Source organism: Priestia sp. FW507-14D1A, assembly GCF_058781295.1.
Map to the genome: position 1 here is coordinate 1 of NZ_JBYSWQ010000014.1, position 17,692 is coordinate 17,692.

16 protein-coding genes are annotated in these 17,692 nt (G+C 33.6%); 4 read left to right on the plus strand and 12 right to left on the minus strand.

Features of this window, described 5'->3' with window-relative positions; translation table 11 throughout:
- Positions 1-425: 425 nt before the first annotated feature.
- Complete coding sequence (locus AC3WJG_RS25020) at positions 426-626, plus strand: cold-inducible protein YdjO-related protein (RefSeq protein WP_492588842.1); 201 nt, start codon at positions 426-428, stop codon at positions 624-626.
- A gap of 233 nt (positions 627-859) precedes the next feature.
- On the opposite strand, the gene AC3WJG_RS25025 is transcribed toward AC3WJG_RS25020, so the two are convergent.
- Together AC3WJG_RS25025 and AC3WJG_RS25030 are read right to left on the minus strand one after the other, a co-directional pair.
- Entirely contained in the window at positions 860-1,060 is a 201-nt protein-coding gene (locus AC3WJG_RS25025; protein ID WP_025751380.1) for a cold-shock protein, read from the minus strand.
- A 669-nt stretch (positions 1,061-1,729) separates the two neighbouring features.
- Positions 1,730-3,085, minus strand: coding sequence for a purine-cytosine permease family protein (locus AC3WJG_RS25030; RefSeq protein ID WP_492588787.1), 1,356 nt, complete (start codon positions 3,083-3,085; stop codon positions 1,730-1,732).
- 865 nt (positions 3,086-3,950) lie between these two features.
- Here AC3WJG_RS25030 and AC3WJG_RS25035 point away from each other — a divergent pair.
- Positions 3,951-4,133: a Spo0E family sporulation regulatory protein-aspartic acid phosphatase gene (locus tag AC3WJG_RS25035; RefSeq protein WP_492588788.1), complete on the plus strand. Its 183-nt coding sequence runs from the start codon at positions 3,951-3,953 to the stop codon at positions 4,131-4,133.
- Positions 4,134-4,597: 464 nt separating this feature from the next.
- On the plus strand, positions 4,598-5,146 hold the full coding sequence (locus tag AC3WJG_RS25040; RefSeq protein ID WP_433648376.1) for a CBO0543 family protein: 549 nt from the start codon (positions 4,598-4,600) through the stop codon (positions 5,144-5,146).
- A 104-nt stretch (positions 5,147-5,250) separates the two neighbouring features.
- Here AC3WJG_RS25040 and AC3WJG_RS25045 read toward each other — a convergent pair whose 3' ends face one another.
- The 6 genes from AC3WJG_RS25045 to AC3WJG_RS25070 all read right to left on the minus strand — a co-directional run bounded on the left by AC3WJG_RS25045 (position 5,251) and on the right by AC3WJG_RS25070 (position 10,651).
- A complete protein-coding gene (locus tag AC3WJG_RS25045; protein WP_492588789.1) occupies positions 5,251-5,466 on the minus strand; it encodes a hypothetical protein in 216 nt (71 codons plus the stop codon).
- 422 nt (positions 5,467-5,888) lie between these two features.
- Positions 5,889-6,170: a hypothetical protein gene (locus AC3WJG_RS25050; RefSeq protein ID WP_098400012.1), complete on the minus strand. Its 282-nt coding sequence runs from the start codon at positions 6,168-6,170 to the stop codon at positions 5,889-5,891.
- Positions 6,171-6,256: 86 nt separating this feature from the next.
- Complete coding sequence (locus tag AC3WJG_RS25055) at positions 6,257-6,817, minus strand: maltose acetyltransferase domain-containing protein (RefSeq protein ID WP_098287995.1); 561 nt, start codon at positions 6,815-6,817, stop codon at positions 6,257-6,259.
- A 76-nt stretch (positions 6,818-6,893) separates the two neighbouring features.
- Complete coding sequence (locus tag AC3WJG_RS25060) at positions 6,894-7,874, minus strand: carbohydrate kinase family protein (RefSeq protein ID WP_492588844.1); 981 nt, start codon at positions 7,872-7,874, stop codon at positions 6,894-6,896.
- A 53-nt stretch (positions 7,875-7,927) separates the two neighbouring features.
- A complete protein-coding gene (locus AC3WJG_RS25065) occupies positions 7,928-9,397 on the minus strand; it encodes a glycoside hydrolase family 32 protein (RefSeq protein ID WP_492588790.1) in 1,470 nt (489 codons plus the stop codon).
- Between the two features lie 12 nt (positions 9,398-9,409).
- Positions 9,410-10,651 carry an MFS transporter gene (locus tag AC3WJG_RS25070; protein ID WP_492588791.1) on the minus strand — a complete coding sequence of 414 codons (1,242 nt, stop codon included), beginning with the start codon at positions 10,649-10,651 and terminating at the stop codon, positions 9,410-9,412.
- A 396-nt stretch (positions 10,652-11,047) separates the two neighbouring features.
- Between AC3WJG_RS25070 and AC3WJG_RS25075 the strand changes: the two genes are divergently transcribed.
- Positions 11,048-12,031: a LacI family DNA-binding transcriptional regulator gene (locus tag AC3WJG_RS25075; RefSeq protein ID WP_492588792.1), complete on the plus strand. Its 984-nt coding sequence runs from the start codon at positions 11,048-11,050 to the stop codon at positions 12,029-12,031.
- 268 nt (positions 12,032-12,299) lie between these two features.
- On the opposite strand, the gene AC3WJG_RS25080 is transcribed toward AC3WJG_RS25075, so the two are convergent.
- From AC3WJG_RS25080 to AC3WJG_RS25095, 4 genes are all read right to left on the minus strand, one after another.
- Positions 12,300-14,135 carry a glycoside hydrolase family 32 protein gene (locus AC3WJG_RS25080; RefSeq protein ID WP_492588793.1) on the minus strand — a complete coding sequence of 612 codons (1,836 nt, stop codon included), beginning with the start codon at positions 14,133-14,135 and terminating at the stop codon, positions 12,300-12,302.
- A gap of 72 nt (positions 14,136-14,207) precedes the next feature.
- Complete coding sequence (locus tag AC3WJG_RS25085) at positions 14,208-15,056, minus strand: carbohydrate ABC transporter permease (protein ID WP_492588794.1); 849 nt, start codon at positions 15,054-15,056, stop codon at positions 14,208-14,210.
- Positions 15,056-16,000, minus strand: coding sequence for a carbohydrate ABC transporter permease (locus AC3WJG_RS25090; protein WP_492588795.1), 945 nt, complete (start codon positions 15,998-16,000; stop codon positions 15,056-15,058). Before AC3WJG_RS25090 ends, AC3WJG_RS25085 begins: the two co-directional genes overlap by 1 nt.
- Before the next feature lie 21 nt (positions 16,001-16,021).
- Complete coding sequence (locus AC3WJG_RS25095) at positions 16,022-17,323, minus strand: ABC transporter substrate-binding protein (protein ID WP_492588796.1); 1,302 nt, start codon at positions 17,321-17,323, stop codon at positions 16,022-16,024.
- Between the last annotated feature and the right edge of the window lie 369 nt (positions 17,324-17,692).

The window sequence follows — 17,692 nt, forward strand, 5'->3', positions numbered from 1 at the left end:
TTAGGCACGCCGCCAGCGTTCATCCTGAGCCAGGATCAAACTCTCCGAAGAAATGTTTGACTTGCTCATTTAAAAAAATAAAATTTAACGTTGACGTTTGTCGCTTTGTTCAGTTTTCAAAGTTCAATGTTCAAATCATAAGTTGTCGCTTCAACGACGCTTAATAATAATAAAACATATCAAATGAAACGTCAATAGTTTTTCTAATAAAAAACATTGTTTTTTATTTCCGTTTTATTTTACACATCACCGTAACAACTATTCATCAAACATTTATTGTTGTACTTTAATATCCATACTCCACCTTTTTACTCTTATTTTCAAATATGAGATCGATGCTAGTAAAATATGAACGGAATAAAAGATATAAAGTATTTATGCACTGTTTATAAGGTATACTTATAGACAGAGGAGTAGTGATGAGTATGTATTATAGTAAAAGAAATCAAGAACCTCCGGTTCAAGAAGAAACAGAAATTTGGGAATGTACAGTAGAAGAGTGTAAAGGCTGGATGAGGAAAGACTTCTCTTACGATAGTCACCAGAGATGTCCTTTGTGTAAAAGCCATATGAAAGCTGAAAAACGCCTTATTGATAAAATCCCCCGTAATCCCCATAGAAGATAATATACACCTATGATTTTAGAAATATTTAACAATACCTATACATAAAAAAGTCTTTGTTCATATTTGCTTTCTATTTCTATTGTATGTTATAACTAATTAACCTTGTATCGATCGTCTTGTCTAAAACCCAGGCTTTTTTAAAGCCTGGGTTTTCTATTGAACCAATAGTATGCTAATTATGAGACCATAAAAAAAGACCCCTTCATAGGAGTCTTTTTTGTTATCACTTTTGATTATGCTTTGTGAACGTTAGCAGCTTGTGCTCCACGTTGACCTTCTTCGATATCAAAAGTAACTTTTTGACCTTCTTCTAATGATTTGAAGCCTTCACCTTGAATAGCACTGAAATGAACGAATACATCGTCTCCGCCTTCGATTTCAATGAAACCGAAACCTTTGTCTGCATTAAACCATTTTACTGTACCTTGTGTCATAATGTTGCCTCCTGCTGTGGAATACTCCACAAATGTATTACCGATCTTGCCCAAACATACTATTTCAAGATAAAAACTTCTAATTAGGTTTTTTCTTTTCTCAATATACCGAACAAAAATAAGTTATCTATAGTGTAACATATAGTAGGGTTGATAGCAAATAAGGAAAACAAGTTATTGATTACAACTAATCATTACAAAGCTTCTTACATTTGGGATGAGGTGTCTACAGCAGGCATATTTCAGAAAACCTTATTGTAAATCGATGTATGTTTGATTCATAAGGGGATGGTAGTCATGAACGTAGTAAGAATATATATAATGGGTAGACAATAATATTCATTTATCACTATATAAATGAGGTGTTTGTCCCAGAGCAAGAACGATTTCGTTCACATTGTATATTTTTTAGCTCAATGCTTAAATGAGGTGTTTGTTAAAGAGAATATACTTTTTCAAGTGACTGTTTCATTAGGCAATGGAATTACGTAAATGAGGTGTTCCTTAAAGATCATATGCTGCATTAAAAGCTGATTTTTCCTTCTTCACATGACGGGATGCATAATCGTTTGCATCTCGTTTTTGTTACACAAAAAAAGAATGTTTATTCTCTTTTCATGGGTTAAAGAAAGGCCTGTATCTGTTTAGATACAGGCCTTTCTTTCGAGTTCAGTTACCACAAACTTCTTTATTTAACTTTTGTTTCATCGGAAAATAATATAAGATTGCAGGAACTATTATTCCAATTAGCCAGGCAATATCTGCGCCACCAAATGCCTTTGCTATAGGACCAATATAGAATGATGTGTTAATAAAAGGAATCTCTGCAACAATTGATACAGCGAATGCCATACAAGTGATTCCATTTATTTTTCCATATTGACCATTTACATCAAAGATATCTTTCACATTATATTGACCACGACGTAATAAGTAATAGTCCACAAGATTGATAGACGTCCAAGGAATCAAGAAATAGCTAATGAAAAAGATAAAATTCAAGAAAAATGAGAGAAAATTACTTTGACCTAATAAACATAGGATAGTCCCTGCCAATGTAACACAAAACATCATCCCTACTCTAACTTTTTGTGTTACTTTCAGCTTCCAAAAGGGCTCTATAGTTGTAATGGTTGACATGAAAGCACCATATAAATTAAAAACATTAATAGCTAGTTGACCAAAAATAATGATCAAATACATAAAGATAGCAAAACTTCCGAATAAGTGAGCTAAATTCCCACCAGAATGATCAAGGAAATTAGGAATAGTAGTTGTTAAAGTTGCTCCTAAAATCATCATCCATACAGTCCCTACAAATGTACCCAGGTAACTATACCAAAAGGTTTGTGCAGTTGATGTATTAACGGGCAGATAGCGTGAATAGTCTGCTACGTATGGTGCATATGCTAATTGCCATGTTGCTACAATACTGATAGCGAGTAAAAATACAGGTAAATCCAAACCACTTAATGAAAAACTTCCTGTCGGAAGTGGTAACTGAAATATAATAATTGTTGCTGCTAGATACACAACAAATGAAGACCATGATAATACTTTCTGCATTTTATGAATTAAATCATGGCCAAAAATTGCAACAATAAAACAAAGAATATTTAAGATTATTATGGCCCAGCTTTGATTAATGGGTATTAAACTGTTTAATGTTTGTGCTGCAAGCACACTACTACTTGCGAAAAAACCTAAATACACGAACATTACCAGAAATAACGGGAAAATAGCTCCGATTACTCCAAACTGTGCTCGACTTTGAATCATTTGAGGAATTCCAAGTTTAGGCCCCTGAGCAGAATGTGAAGCCATAAAAATAGCACCCAATAAGGTTCCAAGTATAATAGCTGCGAAACTCCAAAATAAATTAAGGCCTAAACTAATTGGTAATGCACCTGTTACAAGAGTTGTAATGTGCATGTTTGCTCCAAACCAAATGGGGAACAAATCTTTTGCTTTTCCATGACGTTCGTCTACTGGAACAAATTCAACGCTACGTGTTTCAACTTTCAATAGATATACCACCTTGTAAGATAATTACCGATATTTATACACATGAATGCCTGTAATTAGATGATACTAACTGACTAAATAAACATCCATTTGCTGCTTGCACTCTAAGTCAAACTATATAATTCAACGTTTTATATACTTACTTATAGTAGGTGATGAATCATTCGTATAATTAACATGTATTCCCCTGAATTATTTGATGTAACAGCTATATAAGACTTCGCTACGTTTAATTAAGTAACAATTTTATCTTTGCTCCTTTTATAAATTGCTGTTCATAAAAAAGGTGGTTCAATGGAGGGATAAACTTTCTTAATAAGAGGAACTGCAAGATCTTAGCACCTAACTGCTTAGGTATCTTCTTATTTAAATTGATAATTTTTTATACGGTCTCTTAGAGCATTAGTATACATAATAACATAGATGCATCTTCTATCAACAATTTCTTTAGGACTGTCCAATACTACTTGAGGCATTGAAGTTGCTTTTCCTGCGCCAGCTCCTCCAATCTAACTTATTTATTCCAATATCAAACTTCCTTTTATTTAATCAAAAACGTTCATAAAAGTGTAGAAACTTATGAAGACGTTCGTAATTTGTTTTCAAACTAAAACGAACGATAAAAGTGATAGATTCCTTATATAAAAGAAAAGTCCGTAAAGATATACTTTTGCGAACTCTATTATTTTCCCCTAATTTATCAATTAAAATATGTATTAAGCATAAAAACTTAACTATTCAAACCCTAAAACCGGCTTTTTACGCTCTTAATTGGATTTTACAAGAACAAGTATTGTTAGATGTTAAAAATCCAGTTATTGTTAAATGAAGACTTAACAACTTAGAGAGATAGGTGAGTATATAATTGCAGAGATACAGATACGACAGTATGTTAAGGAAGGCTCTGCTCGTAGATATAGAAGCAGCGAGGGAACTTATGATTGAAATAGGGTTAGAAGAAGGATTTACTAGCGATAATACGATTTTGATTAGTCAATTTGTAGACCAGTTATTAAATAAATTAGAAGAAACTAATATAAATGATTAATTGTCTATTTTTAATATATGCAAAATAAAAAGCCACCCAGTATTTGCAGGACAGGTGGCTTTTTACTCTAAAATGCATGTGCAAACACATTATAATATATATTTTCCATAAATACTACATTTTAGAGGGTTAGCATATGTATAAAAGGCGTACTTCTTATACATTGTTTTCATTGATTTGCTCAATAGAATGCCTATTCTATCAACGATGTATAAAAAGCTGCATAAAAGAGAAAAAGAGAACTTCTTCGAACCCTTGTGGCGTAAGGGTTCTCTTTTTTGATGTCTTACGGAAAGAGACATTATGTTAACTAAAGATGTATATCATATACAGATTAATAACAGAAAAAGCCACTGGTCCTCATCAGTGGCTTTTTCTGTTACTTGGATGTTATGCAATTGGGTTCTATGAGAGGATGCTTCGCAGCATCTTGGGTAGTTTGCTCACTATATAAGAAAATATTCATGTTGGGCAAGTTATATAATACTAGTCCATACTATTTTCTTACGTTTTGGACAATCCTGTTAAAAGGTAATCTTAGTGAGAGGAGAAGAGAGAAAATATTAGTAAATATTATTATGGGATTTATTGTACCTTGGGTTTTTGGTTTCATATTATACAAGAAAGAACCTATAATCGTTCTTTTAATTGCACCAATAGGAATGACAGTAGCTTTTATACTAAATGATTGGGGAAGTAATTACTTTTGGCAATTCAAACCGACTTTTAGAGATCTAAGTTTATCAGCACTCCCTTTAAATATTGGTTTCTATCCTGTCTTATCTTCTTTTTTAATTTATTTTAAGATAAAAAAGAAGATTAATACGATTATCCTTTTACTTTGTTTTACTCTCTTTACTACAGGTTTTGAAGGCATCGGTTTAGTCTTAGGAAAAGTAGAATATTTTAATGGATGGAATATTATAGGAACCTTTATCAGTTATTTAATAGCGTATTTTATTATTTATGGCTATTATCGAAGTTTAGTAAAGCATCATATTCTAAAGAATTAAGCTTTTCTTTATAAATATAAAGGTTTCATACTTATTTGAAGCCTTTTTCCGTTTTATTTCCGAGAATCTGGATTATGGTAACTAGATTTGTATAGTTAGCACAGTTATATTTTATTATTGAAATCTCTTTTGTCTTTATTCTTTTGGTAATCTACAAAAAAAGATACTGGGATTGCGCCAATAAATATACCAATTGAAATAAACAAGGAATTACTTATTTCAAGATTCTTATCTCCAAATATTTCGCTGTAAATTATAAAGCATAAAAAGCTTAAAAACCCTGTGGCTAAAGGTATTAAAACATGTTTGTAAAATTTCATAACACTATTCTCTCCCCCTTCATGTTTTTTTCGAGTACTTTTATATCCTTCTACCCTTAATTAGTAATTTTTAACATTTTGAAGAAACTGGTACAAACGATGATATTTATGTTTCCGATAAGAGACATTATGTGAACAAAATGCAAAGTATAAGAAAAAAGCTTATCTTTTTAGATAAGCTTGCGAAAGGGGATATCTATGGAAAATGCTTTACAGCATGATTAGCAATTAATTTATCATTTAATGGTGAAAAAAAGATGAAAATTAACCATATTAAAAGGACATATCATAAGATATGTCCTTCTAAGTTATTTTACTCTGTATATACTTAAAATGCATAATAATGGGTTGGCTTGCACCAGAACCAATAAAACTAGCTTTACAAGTAAGATTTCCTGCCATTATGACCTTTCACTTGAAAATTAAATATTTAACCCTCTTTTTATCCATATTACTTTTGTTTGTTGCTTTAAAAGAGGAATTTTATTTCTAAATTTTCTTTTAAGTACTTCTACACTTGAACTATACAATATTTTATCTTTTAAATGATTATTTTCATCTCGCTTTTTTAGCGTATATGCTGGAGCAAACGATAGTGTCATCTTATAAAGCATCTTATCCTGTTTCTCTATAATTGCTTGATAGGTCCCTAAATAATGACCCAAATGATTATAATCTCTAATTTTCCCCATCCATATATCCAATTTAATCACCAATTAACTAATAAGTTAGAAATTCAAATTTTATTTAGAGTACTGTTACTAAAATTTAGTGAAATATCCTTATATCTTTAATTCCCAATTTTTTTAATGATTTTTGCGGGATTCCCACCCACCACTACATTGTTAGGTACGTCTTTAGTCACTACTGAGCCAGATGCAATAACCACATTGTCTCCTATCGATACTCCTGGATTTATCACTGAACTCCCACCAATCCATACGTTATCTCCAACAATAATTGGTTTTGCATATTCCTTTCCTGAGTTCCGTTCATCTGGGTCAATTGGATGAGTTGCTGTATAGATATGTACACCAGGACCAAGTAAACAATTATCTCCAAACCTCACTTCACAAATATCTAGGATGACACAATCAAAGTTTGCAAAAAAGTTTTCGCCAACAAATATGTTATAGCCATAGTCAACTCTAATATTTGGTTCAACATATACGTTTTCCCCAGTAGAACCGAATAAACCTTTTAGTAATTTAATACGCTTATTATCTTCACTCTCTAAAGTTTCATTATATATTCTAAACTGCCTTCTAGCATGTTCTCGATCCTTTCTTAATTGTGCGTCTGCAGGATTATACATTTCTCCATCTAACATCTTTTCTTTTTCAGTCCTCATTATTTAAATCCTTTCTTTTAACCCTTGCTTATATCGTGAATTTCATACTAATTCCTAACTATAAATACATATTTTCTTATGCTCTTTGAGTAGCAATAAAATTCATTATATGTTGTTTTCCAGGTGCTGCGTGAATCGCTCCTTTTACTGAGGCAGTAAGTGCCCCACTTGCATTAGCAAAGGTAAGCAACTGCTGATGGTGTTCACTCACTTTTTGACATAGATTTTCGCTCGATATATCAATTGAAAGCAATTCAGATAAAAAACCACCTATAAATGCATCACCTGCTCCGGTTGTATCTGAGACAGTCACTTTAAATCCTTTATCCTCGAATTGTTCTCCATTTTTCAAATAAATAATGGCTCCATCTTTTCCTTTGGTATAAACTACTACTTTTACATTGCCAACAAAAAGAGAGTTAATAGCTTCCCTTTCTCCCTTAATATTGGTTATAAAAAATAATTCTTCATCCGATACTTTCACGATATCTGCTAAAGGTAAAAAGTCTAGAATTGTTCGACGACAGCTTTCTTTGTCAGGCCATAAGGGAAGACGAACATTGGGATCAAAACTGACAATCCCCCCTATTTTTTGAAAACTATCTATTACTTTGATATGAGTGTGTTTCATTGGACTTTCGACTAAATCTACAGAACAAAAATGAAGAAGGTCTCCCTTATCAAACCACTCTACTTTCACCTCGTTTGGTAAAAGTAATAAGTCAGCTGAATTCTTTCTATAAAAACTGAAGTCTCTATCTCCCAATTTATCTACAGATACGAATGCCAAACCGGTCTCTCCTTCGTTGCATCGAATAATATATGAAGTATCTACCCCATTTTCTTCAAGCACATCTACTAAATAATCGCCAAAGCTATCATTAGCTATTTTCGTTAGCATAACAGAGTTTCCCCCGTATTTTGCAATCGCAATTGCAACGTTCATAGGAGCTCCCCCAGCCACACGTTCAAAACTAGTAACTTCTTTTAAAGACTTTTCTTTTTGAACAGGAATAAAATCAATTAATGTTTCGCCAATACAAAAAACTTTTTTCAACATCTTCACCCCAAAACAATGAACAAGTGCTTGTACACTTGTTCATTCATAGTTTATTTCCAGATATCTTTTAACTTCCAGTATGTTAATTCCTTAACCTTTACATCTTCAATATCTGTAAATACTTCAATGCCTAATCTATCTTCAGTTGGATAAATACGGCTTGTCATAGTTGCTTGTCCTTCATTTGCAAATACTTCAATAGAGGATCGATCAAGGAATATGCGTAAGGAAAGCTCTTGATTTGCCCTAAGAATGGTATTTCTTACACCATCTTTAACTTTACCAGACTTAGAACAATCGAGTTTTAGTGTTTGTTTGTCCAAGTGATACGTTAATACAGTCTCTTCCTCGTTAATTCCACGAATTCTTATTCCAACCGACTGAGCGTTACAATTGGTTAGGTCAAACACAGCTTTTATTTCAAGTAAATCTTCGTTTGTTTCTATTAAATAGCTATTAGAAGTTACATTGGTAAGTGTATTATGTTCAATCTCACGCAATAAGTTTAATTCTTCCACAGGATTCATTAAAACTTTATCATTCTCTCCTAAAGTAACTTCACGTGGTAATGTAAGTGCTCCACACCATCCATCTTCTTTTGTTGGCATATCTGACTCCCACATATCCATCCAACCAATCGCAATTCGACGTCCTTTTTCATCTAATAACGTTTGAACTGCATAAAAATCATGTCCATTATCTAACTCATTAAATGAGCCGTGTGTAAACTCGTTTGTTTCGTAATTGTAATCTCCAATTAAATATCCCGTTTGGAATAAGTTGTTGTATAAATCTCCATCTTTTTTAATCCCTTGTGGAGAAATCATGAGAACGTGTTTTCCATCTAATTCAAAGAAATCTGGACATTCCCACATGAACCCAAGGTTTTCGTTCCCTTGTGCCAATACACCAATATATGACCACGTACGTAAATCTGGAGAACGATATAAAATTACTCTGCCAACATTCTCCTTAGTCGAATTTCCTAGTACCATATACCAACTATCTTTGTATTTCCATACTTTAGGGTCACGGAAATGATGACTACTATCCTTAGGTGGCTCAGGAATTACTGGATTTTCTGCAATCTTATGAAATGTGACACCATCGGTACTAACAGCAATATTCTGATTTTGATAAAAAATATCTTTTTCCTTATCAGTATAATTGTGTCCGGTATAGATTAATGTTAATTCCCCCTTATTATCTACAGCGCTTCCTGAGAAACACCCGTCACTATCACAATCATCACCGGGAGCTAAAGCGATAGGCAAGTGTTCCCAATGAACAAGATCTTTACTTTTTACATGTCCCCAGTGCATCGGACCCCAGTTTTCATCGTAAGGGTGATGCTGATAAAATACGTGGTATTCTCCTTTGTACTGTACTAAACCATTTGGATCATTGATCCAGTTCGCTGGTGCCATAATATGATAACCTAGTCGATAACGGTTATTCATTTTTTCTTTTGTATTCCTAAGTGCCTCTTCTGCTTGCTGAATTCTATTTACTGTTAACATCCTAATATCCTCCTAGATAACTTTTTGTATCTTTTCTGCCTTGACTTGCGATTCTATGCCCTTTTTCGAATTTAATAACGTGAAAATTGAAATAATTGTAAAGCATAAAACCATGATTCCCATGATGATATAGGTATGACGAAAACCTACACTATCGTATAATCCACCTGCGATTGGTGAAAGAATAGATGCACCTACTTGAGAGGCAAATTGAAAACCCACTAAATATAATACAGAAGATAGTCTTGTATCAAAATTAGCTGCCAAGTACTTGAAAATAGCAATCAACATAATTGGTAATTCAAGTGCGTGAATTAATTTCATGGATGAAATTCCAATTGGTCCAATTACAAGTCCAGAACCAATGATTCGAAAGGCCATTAGAAGTCCTGCTAAAATTAAACTATTCTTTGCACCAAGTTTATTTACTACAAATGGGGCAAGAAACAACATCCCAGCCTCTAAAAATACTTGGAAGGAATTTAAATATCCAAATACTTGATTGCCTAGAGCTTCAGTTGGAAATAAAGATGCATAATAAATTGGGAATTGTTGATCATAAACGCTATAAACACATGTCACTCCGATAACATACATCATTAAAAACCAAAAATCTTTTAATAGAAAAAGTCGTCCAATGTCTTTTAATGTAACAGAATCGGCTTTCTCCATTTCGTGATCTGACATTTCTATTCTTACGGACATAATTATTGTCACCAATATGATGGCTGAAACAGATGCTACCCAAAAATTAATATGAGGGTTGATATTAAATATCTGTCCTGCAAAAAATGTAGCTGCTGCCCATCCTAACGAGCCCCACATTCTTGATTTTCCGTACTCAAACTTATACTTACGACTAACCTTTTCAACGTAAGATTCGATAGCTCCGATACCAGCCAAAAAAGCTACTCCTAAATATAGTCCCCCAACAACTGCACCTAAAAAGACATTGTATTGTAATAAAGGTCCATAGATAAAGATATAGAATGGCCCTACAAATACAAGTAATAAACTGATGAAAAATAAGATATTTTTCTTTAAACCTATTTTGTCAGAAATGTAACCATACAAAGGCTGTATACATAGGGAAAAGATAGCGTTTACAGAAAAAATCAAACCTGTTTCTGAACCATTTAATTTTATTTCTTGTCCTAACCAAATAGAAAATAAAGAATAACTAGCAGACCAAGTAAAAAAGAAAAAGAAGAAATATGCACTTAACTTCCAATATAGACTTTTTGAACCTTTCACGTTAATTGCCCCTTTAGCTAGTGATGTAGAATAGTAATTTTTAAATCTGAAAGCACTTTCAATATTATTTTATGTCAACCGGTTTCATATGTCAACCGGTTTCATTGTTGAATATTCAAATAATTACGTCACTTTGGCTCATTAAATAAATAGATTATAATTAAAATATGAATATTCTAGACTTTTTAGGGCTTATTAAATTTGTAATTTCTCAAAAAGATTATTAATTCACAAAGTCTTATGTTCTAATATGAATGGATGTAACCGGCTTTACGTTTAACATGATTAAGCAAAACTATTTAAGTAGAAGTTCTTTCATTTCAATGCATTTTACTGTTACAACATATCTAAGTATAATACGAATAAATGGTTCTTAAGAAATTAGGAGGAAATAGGATGAAAGCCAAAATTAGCGATGTGGCAAAAATAGCAGGTGTTTCGCCAACAACTGTTTCTCGCGTATTAAACAATCGCGGCTATATAAGTGATGAAACAAAGAAAAATGTCTTCAAAGCAATGAAAGAGGTCAATTACTTTCCCAATGATATTGCTCGTTCTCTATTCAATAAACGAACAAATCTCATAGGAGTCATCGTACCACAGACAAGTAATCCATTTTTTGGTGAGCTAGTTTTACATATTGAAAGTATCTGTGCTTCGCTCAATTATAAGGTGTTGCTTTGTAACAGTTTAAATCGTATAGATAAAGAAGAGAAATATTGGGAAATGTTAATAAGAAATCAGGTAGACGGTGTAATAGCTGTGACATATAACCGAGGTATACTAGATCATCATAACCAAACTCTCCCCATTGTAGCGATTGATCATTATTTATCGAAAAAGATACCTACAGTTTCTTCTGATAATTATTCTGGAGGAATCCAAGCAACAGAATTATTAATCTCTAAAGGTTGTAAGCATATTATCCATATTAACGGACCAATTCAACTAGAAACACCAGCAAATTTAAGAAGAAAAGCATATGAATATGTTATGAATGAACAGGGGAAGACACCGATTACGTATGAAATTTCAAATACATTTGATCGTAAAATTCAGCAAGAGGTAATTTGTAAACTTTTCGATGAGCATCCAGAGGTAGACGGTATCTTTGCAAGTGATGACTTAATTGCTGCTTCTGTTATAGTTGAGGCACAAAAAAGGGGAAAAGACATTCCAAACGAACTAAAAGTAATAGGATATGATGGAACAGAAACCAGTCAAGCTTTCCTACCTGGATTAACAACTATACGTCAACCAATCGAGTCAATTGCTAAGAAAGCCATTGAGATTTTAACAAAAGAAGTTGAAGGTGAATTTAACGATTTACCACTTGAAACAAACCTTCCTGTTGAGCTTTTAGAAGGAACAACCACTTGAAGGTAGTATGTTTACATTTTATTTTTGCACTTAGATGTCAACCGATTAGCATAAATTAATTTTTAAAAAGCTTAATAATAGCCATCTTACATAAAAATGAGTACGCTCTACGTTTAGGTTTTACACTCATAAAATAGTTTCTCGTGTATTATATAATAAAAAAGACAAACTTCACTAATTAGTGGAGTTTGTCTAAAATGACATAATATTTATAAAGAAAACATTTGAAGCCGTTTATATTTTAGGATTAAATAGATTTATCTTTATTCTAGTTCCCTACTACACTTACAGGCAACTCCGTAATAACTCTTCCATTTTTGTCAGAGATTTTAATAGTTGTGTTACCTATCTTTAATCCTCCCAATGTTCCTTCGGAACCTCTAGCTTGGGTAGATACTTTCACAATTGACCTGTCAGTTACTTCCCATTTTAACTCACCTTTGTAATCTAACCAATCCGGCTTTGCTACTGCTTGAACATCCTTTTTTTCACCTATTTTAAGAACGACTGCTTGTTCACTTAATGCAATTCTTTCTAACTTGTCCTTTTTGAGTTTATCACGCCAAATAGAGTTTAAATGATGAAATTGCAGGGAGTCTACACGTACTTTACCTCCTTTTGAATATAATTCAATGCCACGATTAGCTGGATTAGTATAAATTAAATTTGTAAAAGTTTGTTCCCCATCATTAATAAATACTTCTACCGATGATTCATCCACAAAGCCATGAATTTTGATCTTTTTGCGATTCTTTGGATAATCAGTTTCATGACGTGAACCAAATGCAAATGGTTTTCCATTTCGATCGATCAATTCTTTCAACCCAGCATTTGTTCGATCAACAAAAACTTTGTGGTTTTTCACATCAAGCCCTATATCTGTGTGTTCTTTTCCTGAACCCCCTTGTCGCACACGAATCCCTAGCTCACCTATTTCCTTCCATGTCATTTCTGCTTCAAATTCAAATGTACTTCCTTTAAAATTAGTAATCTTTTTATTTCCTTCGAACGTAAAAGGTTTAAATTTTGTAGTGGTTGCTCTTAATCGTTTTAATTCATCCACTGGCTCTTGTACTAATTTAATTTCACCATTTTGCATTGTCCTTAATTTCAATTCACGAGGGATAGACATATTACCCATCCACGGAGAAGTTGGTGATTGGTATGGATAACGCCAATTAGACATCCAGCCAATCCAGATACGCCTTCCATCTTTTTCGGGAATATCAGAGAATGTCTGCCCTGCGTAGAAATCCTGTCCTACATCTGTTGTCAGAACTGTCTCTGGCCCATTGTCATTTTTGAATTCTTTTCCATCAAATTCGCCAATAAAATATTGAGCAGTTGATCCATTTGTTTCATCATTATCGCCAACACTTACATGAAGAACCCATTTCTTCTTTCCACTATCATCAACAGGTAGCTGGAACAAATCTGGACATTCCCAGACTGCTGCATGTGAGCCTTCCTGGTCACCAAATCGGCTCATTCTTGTCCACTTTTTCAGGTTTTTCGATCCGTAAAAGGTAACACTTTGATTAGTGGATACAACCATTACCCATTGTTTTGTTTCTTCATGCCAGAAAACTTTTGGATCCCGGAAATCCTTCCCTTCATTGTTTGGAAGAACTGGATTACCTTTATACTTTATCCAAGTTCTACCATTATCTTTACTGTAAGCGAGACTTTGCTGTTCTAAGCCATCCAATGTGTTAGTAAAAATCGCAACAAGACCAGATTTTCCATCAAAGAAGCCACTTGTGTCATTCCAATCCACTACAGCACTCCCTGAAATAGCCTGGCCCAATTTATCATGCCCGAAGGCAACAGGCATATGTTTCCAATGAGTAAGATCTTTACTAATTGCGTGAGCCCAAGTTCCATTCTGTTGATGGAACAAATGATATTCTCCTTTATAAAAAATTAAACCATTTGGGTCAGCTAAATTACCTTTGGGTTGTGAAAAATGGTATTGTGGACGATATAATTCGTTGTAGGAAGTTACTTCCGAGATATTCTTTTTATAATCTGTACCCTTTGCTTCATCCTTACTCACAAAACAACTAAATGACGCTAATCCAATTAATGCTACTACTGGAATCATTAGCTTTCTCCTAAACATAGACATCCAACCCCTCGACTCTTGATTATTAATTTACCAATTATATACTATTATCTATTTGATACCTGTCCCTGAACCCCCAATTCCCTCCAAAATATATCGTTGGGCTACGATATAAATAAGGATTAATGGAATGGTAGATATGGTAAGTACAGCCATAACTTGATTTGTGTAAACCGGCTCCGTACTATTGATAGCTGTAATGGCTACTTGAATTGGAAATTTTGATTTGTCTGTTAAAACCATTAAAGGCCAAATATAATCATTCCAACTTCCGATAAAGGCTAAAGTTCCAACTGTAGCAACAGCCGGTTTAGACATCGGTAGCATAATTTTCAGGAATATTTGCCATGTATTTGCTCCATCCAATTTGGCTGACTCAATAATTTCTGCTGGAATAGCCATGAAAAAGTTTCGGAATAGATAGATATTGAATGCCCCCGCCAAAGCAGGCAGGATTACAGCAAGACGAGTGTCTACTAATCCTAGTTTGTGAACTATAGTAAATTGTGAGATTAAGATTGTTTCCAATGGTATGATTAAAAGAGCCAATAAAAGACCAAACAGAACTCTTTTTCCATTAAAATTCAATTTAGCGAACGCATAACCTGCCATCCCATTGATAATGACAGCACCTGCAGCTACACATAAACCGTAAAACAAGCTGTTTATTATATAACCAAGTAAATGAAAACGTGACAGAACTTGTTTATAGGATATAAACCAATCTGACGGGTGAAAGGAAGGTAGGAAAGCCTTGATACTATTCATATTATTATAAACTTCTGCTTCGGGTTTCATTGAGGATGCAATCATCCAAAACAACGGGAATATAAATAATACCGCCAGCAAAACTAAACAAATGTATTCTAGGATTGTTAAAGGACCGAATTTTCGTCCCATTAGTCATCTTCCTCCTTTACTAATTTCCGTTGCGCTAGCGTAACTAGCCCAATAATTGTTCCAAATAGAAGAGCAATGGAACTAGCATATCCAACCATTCGATCCGTAAAGCCAGTTTGATAAATGTAATATACAACCGTCATCGTCGAGTTTACTGGCCCCCCTTGTGTCATAACCATTGGTTGGACTAATAGCTTAAACGCACCAATTAATGTCGTAATAAATATAAAAATAGAGGTTGGCTTTAATAATGGTAACGTAATATAAATAAATCGTTGCCATTTATTCATTCCATCTAATTGTGCAGCTTCGTAGACGTCTCCAGGTATATTTTGCAAACCTGCTAGAAAAATTAACATTTGAAAGCCAGCTCCCTGCCATGCTGAAACAAAAACAATTGTAAACATAGCCTGTTTAGGGCTTGTTAAGAACGGTTGAGCTGAAATACCAAAATAAGTAAGTACATTGTTGATAATTCCTTCATTTGGATTTAACAAATAAAGCCAAAGAACTGAGATAACAACGAGTGACATTACCACAGGACTAAAGTAAGCTACTTTAAAAAATATGTTAGCTTTACGTTGTTTGTTTAACAGGAGGGCCAGCCCAAGAGCTGCCCCTATCTGTAAAGGAATTACCCAAACGACAAATTCCAGTGTATTCACCAGGCTTTTCAAGAAAATAGGATCCTTAAATAAATTGATAAAGTTATCTAATCCTACGAATTTGCGCGTATCGGGTGTTAAAAGATAATAATCCGTAAATGCATAGTAGACAGACATAATAGCTGGGATAATTAGAAACAGCAACAAAAGTAATAATGCTGGTCCTAAAAATGTATAAGCTACTACATTTTCTTTCCATTTAATTTTATTTTTGGTCTTTTTTTCAGTTCTCGGGAATGTGTAAACAGTCTTATTTCCTTTTAATCCGGTTTTAATCATAATGCCTCCTTCTAGCTGCTTTTATCGATTAGCCTTATCGATAGCTGCTTGCATTTCTGTAGCACGTGTATCTAAGACTTTTTTTATGTTTTTATTTTGATCATAGAAACTAATATCATCAATTGTTTGTTGGAAAGCACGTGTTACTTGTGGATATGCTGGTGTTACTGGTCGTGCGTGTCCTGATTCCTTTAATTGCTTCATAAACACATTCATTTGATCAGAAAATTCTTTTGTAAGTACTTTTTCAGACGAGTAACGAACTGGTAGTGCTGCAATTGTACGACTTAATTCTAAATTCGAATCTTTATTTGTCATCCAATCTACTAATTTGGCAGACCATTCTTTATTTTCAGATTTCTGAGTCATTGCAAACTGCCAACTTCCTGAAGGTGAAACTAGTTTCTTTGTCTTTGGTGATACAGGATAAGGCATCACACCATAATCAACTTTTTGAAAGTTTGTTTTCATATCCGTTACTGTCCATACACCACTAAGCTTCATTGGGTACTTTTCTGTTTCAAAAGCTTGTTTGACCGGAGTACGTGTTGTATAGCCTTCTTTTAACATCGTTTGAATAAAACTCATTGCTTCAACAGTAGGCTTCTTATTAAACACACCTTCTGCTTTCATACCATCTTTTGAGAGAACTTCTCCACCTGCAGACCATACAAATGGTGTTAGTGCATACGTTAACATTTCATCTTTTGATTGTAATTGCATATCAATAGCCGGTTTATTATATTTTTCTTTTAACGTTTTACAAAGGGCAATAAATTGATCCCATGTCCAAGGATTATCAACTGTTGGTAACGTATTTAAATCAATGCCTGCCTCTTGTAACATTTTTTTATTGTAGTAAATTCCCACGGATGATTCACTCGCACCAATTGCATATAATTTGTCTTTATATGTACCTTGTTGCTTGATGCTCGGTAGTAAATCATCTTGATCTTTCACGTAATCATCTAGTGGAGCAATGATGCCAGATTTTGCATAAGCAGCTGTATTTGGACCATCCAACGTAATTACATCGGGTAATGTATCCGTTGTCAATGCTGCGTTTACTTTATCTTCGTATCCTCCGCCGTTCCCACTACGTGGAATAAATTCAATTTTAGCTTTAACATTTTTTGATGCATATTTCTTGTTAAAAGCATCTACTCTTTTTTTATAAACCTTACCTTCTTCACTATCGTCTGATACGTGTACCCACATTGTAACCATTTGTTTGCCATCACTACTTACGCTTTTACCCTTACCACAACCTGCTACAGCAAGAATTAATAGTAAAGATATACCTACTAAAAACCATTTCTTCATACGTTCCAGTCCCCCTTATTTCTCCTTATTCACAACAAACATATATAAAAGCGCTTTCAAGAAGTATTTTATGTCAACCGTTTACATATGTCAATCGGTTGACATGTTTTTTTTGAAATATCAAACTTTTCGTTCCTATCCATAAAATGGGGGTATAATATATTAGAGTATATGTATTGACAATATCTCGTTCATAATAAAAGTTAATGTTGTCCGATATAAGCTAACAGTGAATAGTTACTAATTATTAAACGTGTTGGATGTATTTTCACGATAGGCTCGTAATAAATAAACGTTAACTAATTAAAGTTCTTCCCACAATAAACTATTCCACGATATGGAGTTTTTATTAATCAGGAAGTTGTAAGG

Bases quoted from the DNA above. Each gene is read 5' to 3' on its own strand.
- AC3WJG_RS25065 (WP_492588790.1), bottom strand. From the start codon at position 9,397: ATGTTAACAGTAAATAGAATTCAGCAAGCAGAAGAGGCACTTAGGAAT.
- AC3WJG_RS25085 (WP_492588794.1), bottom strand. From the start codon at position 15,056: ATGGGACGAAAATTCGGTCCTTTAACAATCCTAGAATACATTTGTTTA.
- AC3WJG_RS25075 (WP_492588792.1), top strand. From the start codon at position 11,048: ATGAAAGCCAAAATTAGCGATGTGGCAAAAATAGCAGGTGTTTCGCCA.
- AC3WJG_RS25045 (WP_492588789.1), bottom strand. From the start codon at position 5,466: ATGAAATTTTACAAACATGTTTTAATACCTTTAGCCACAGGGTTTTTA.
- AC3WJG_RS25055 (WP_098287995.1), bottom strand. From the start codon at position 6,817: ATGAGGACTGAAAAAGAAAAGATGTTAGATGGAGAAATGTATAATCCT.
- AC3WJG_RS25025 (WP_025751380.1), bottom strand. From the start codon at position 1,060: ATGACACAAGGTACAGTAAAATGGTTTAATGCAGACAAAGGTTTCGGT.
- AC3WJG_RS25095 (WP_492588796.1), bottom strand. From the start codon at position 17,323: ATGAAGAAATGGTTTTTAGTAGGTATATCTTTACTATTAATTCTTGCT.
- AC3WJG_RS25020 (WP_492588842.1), top strand. From the start codon at position 426: ATGTATTATAGTAAAAGAAATCAAGAACCTCCGGTTCAAGAAGAAACA.
- AC3WJG_RS25090 (WP_492588795.1), bottom strand. From the start codon at position 16,000: ATGATTAAAACCGGATTAAAAGGAAATAAGACTGTTTACACATTCCCG.
- AC3WJG_RS25040 (WP_433648376.1), top strand. From the start codon at position 4,598: ATGTTGGGCAAGTTATATAATACTAGTCCATACTATTTTCTTACGTTT.
- AC3WJG_RS25080 (WP_492588793.1), bottom strand. From the start codon at position 14,135: ATGATTCCAGTAGTAGCATTAATTGGATTAGCGTCATTTAGTTGTTTT.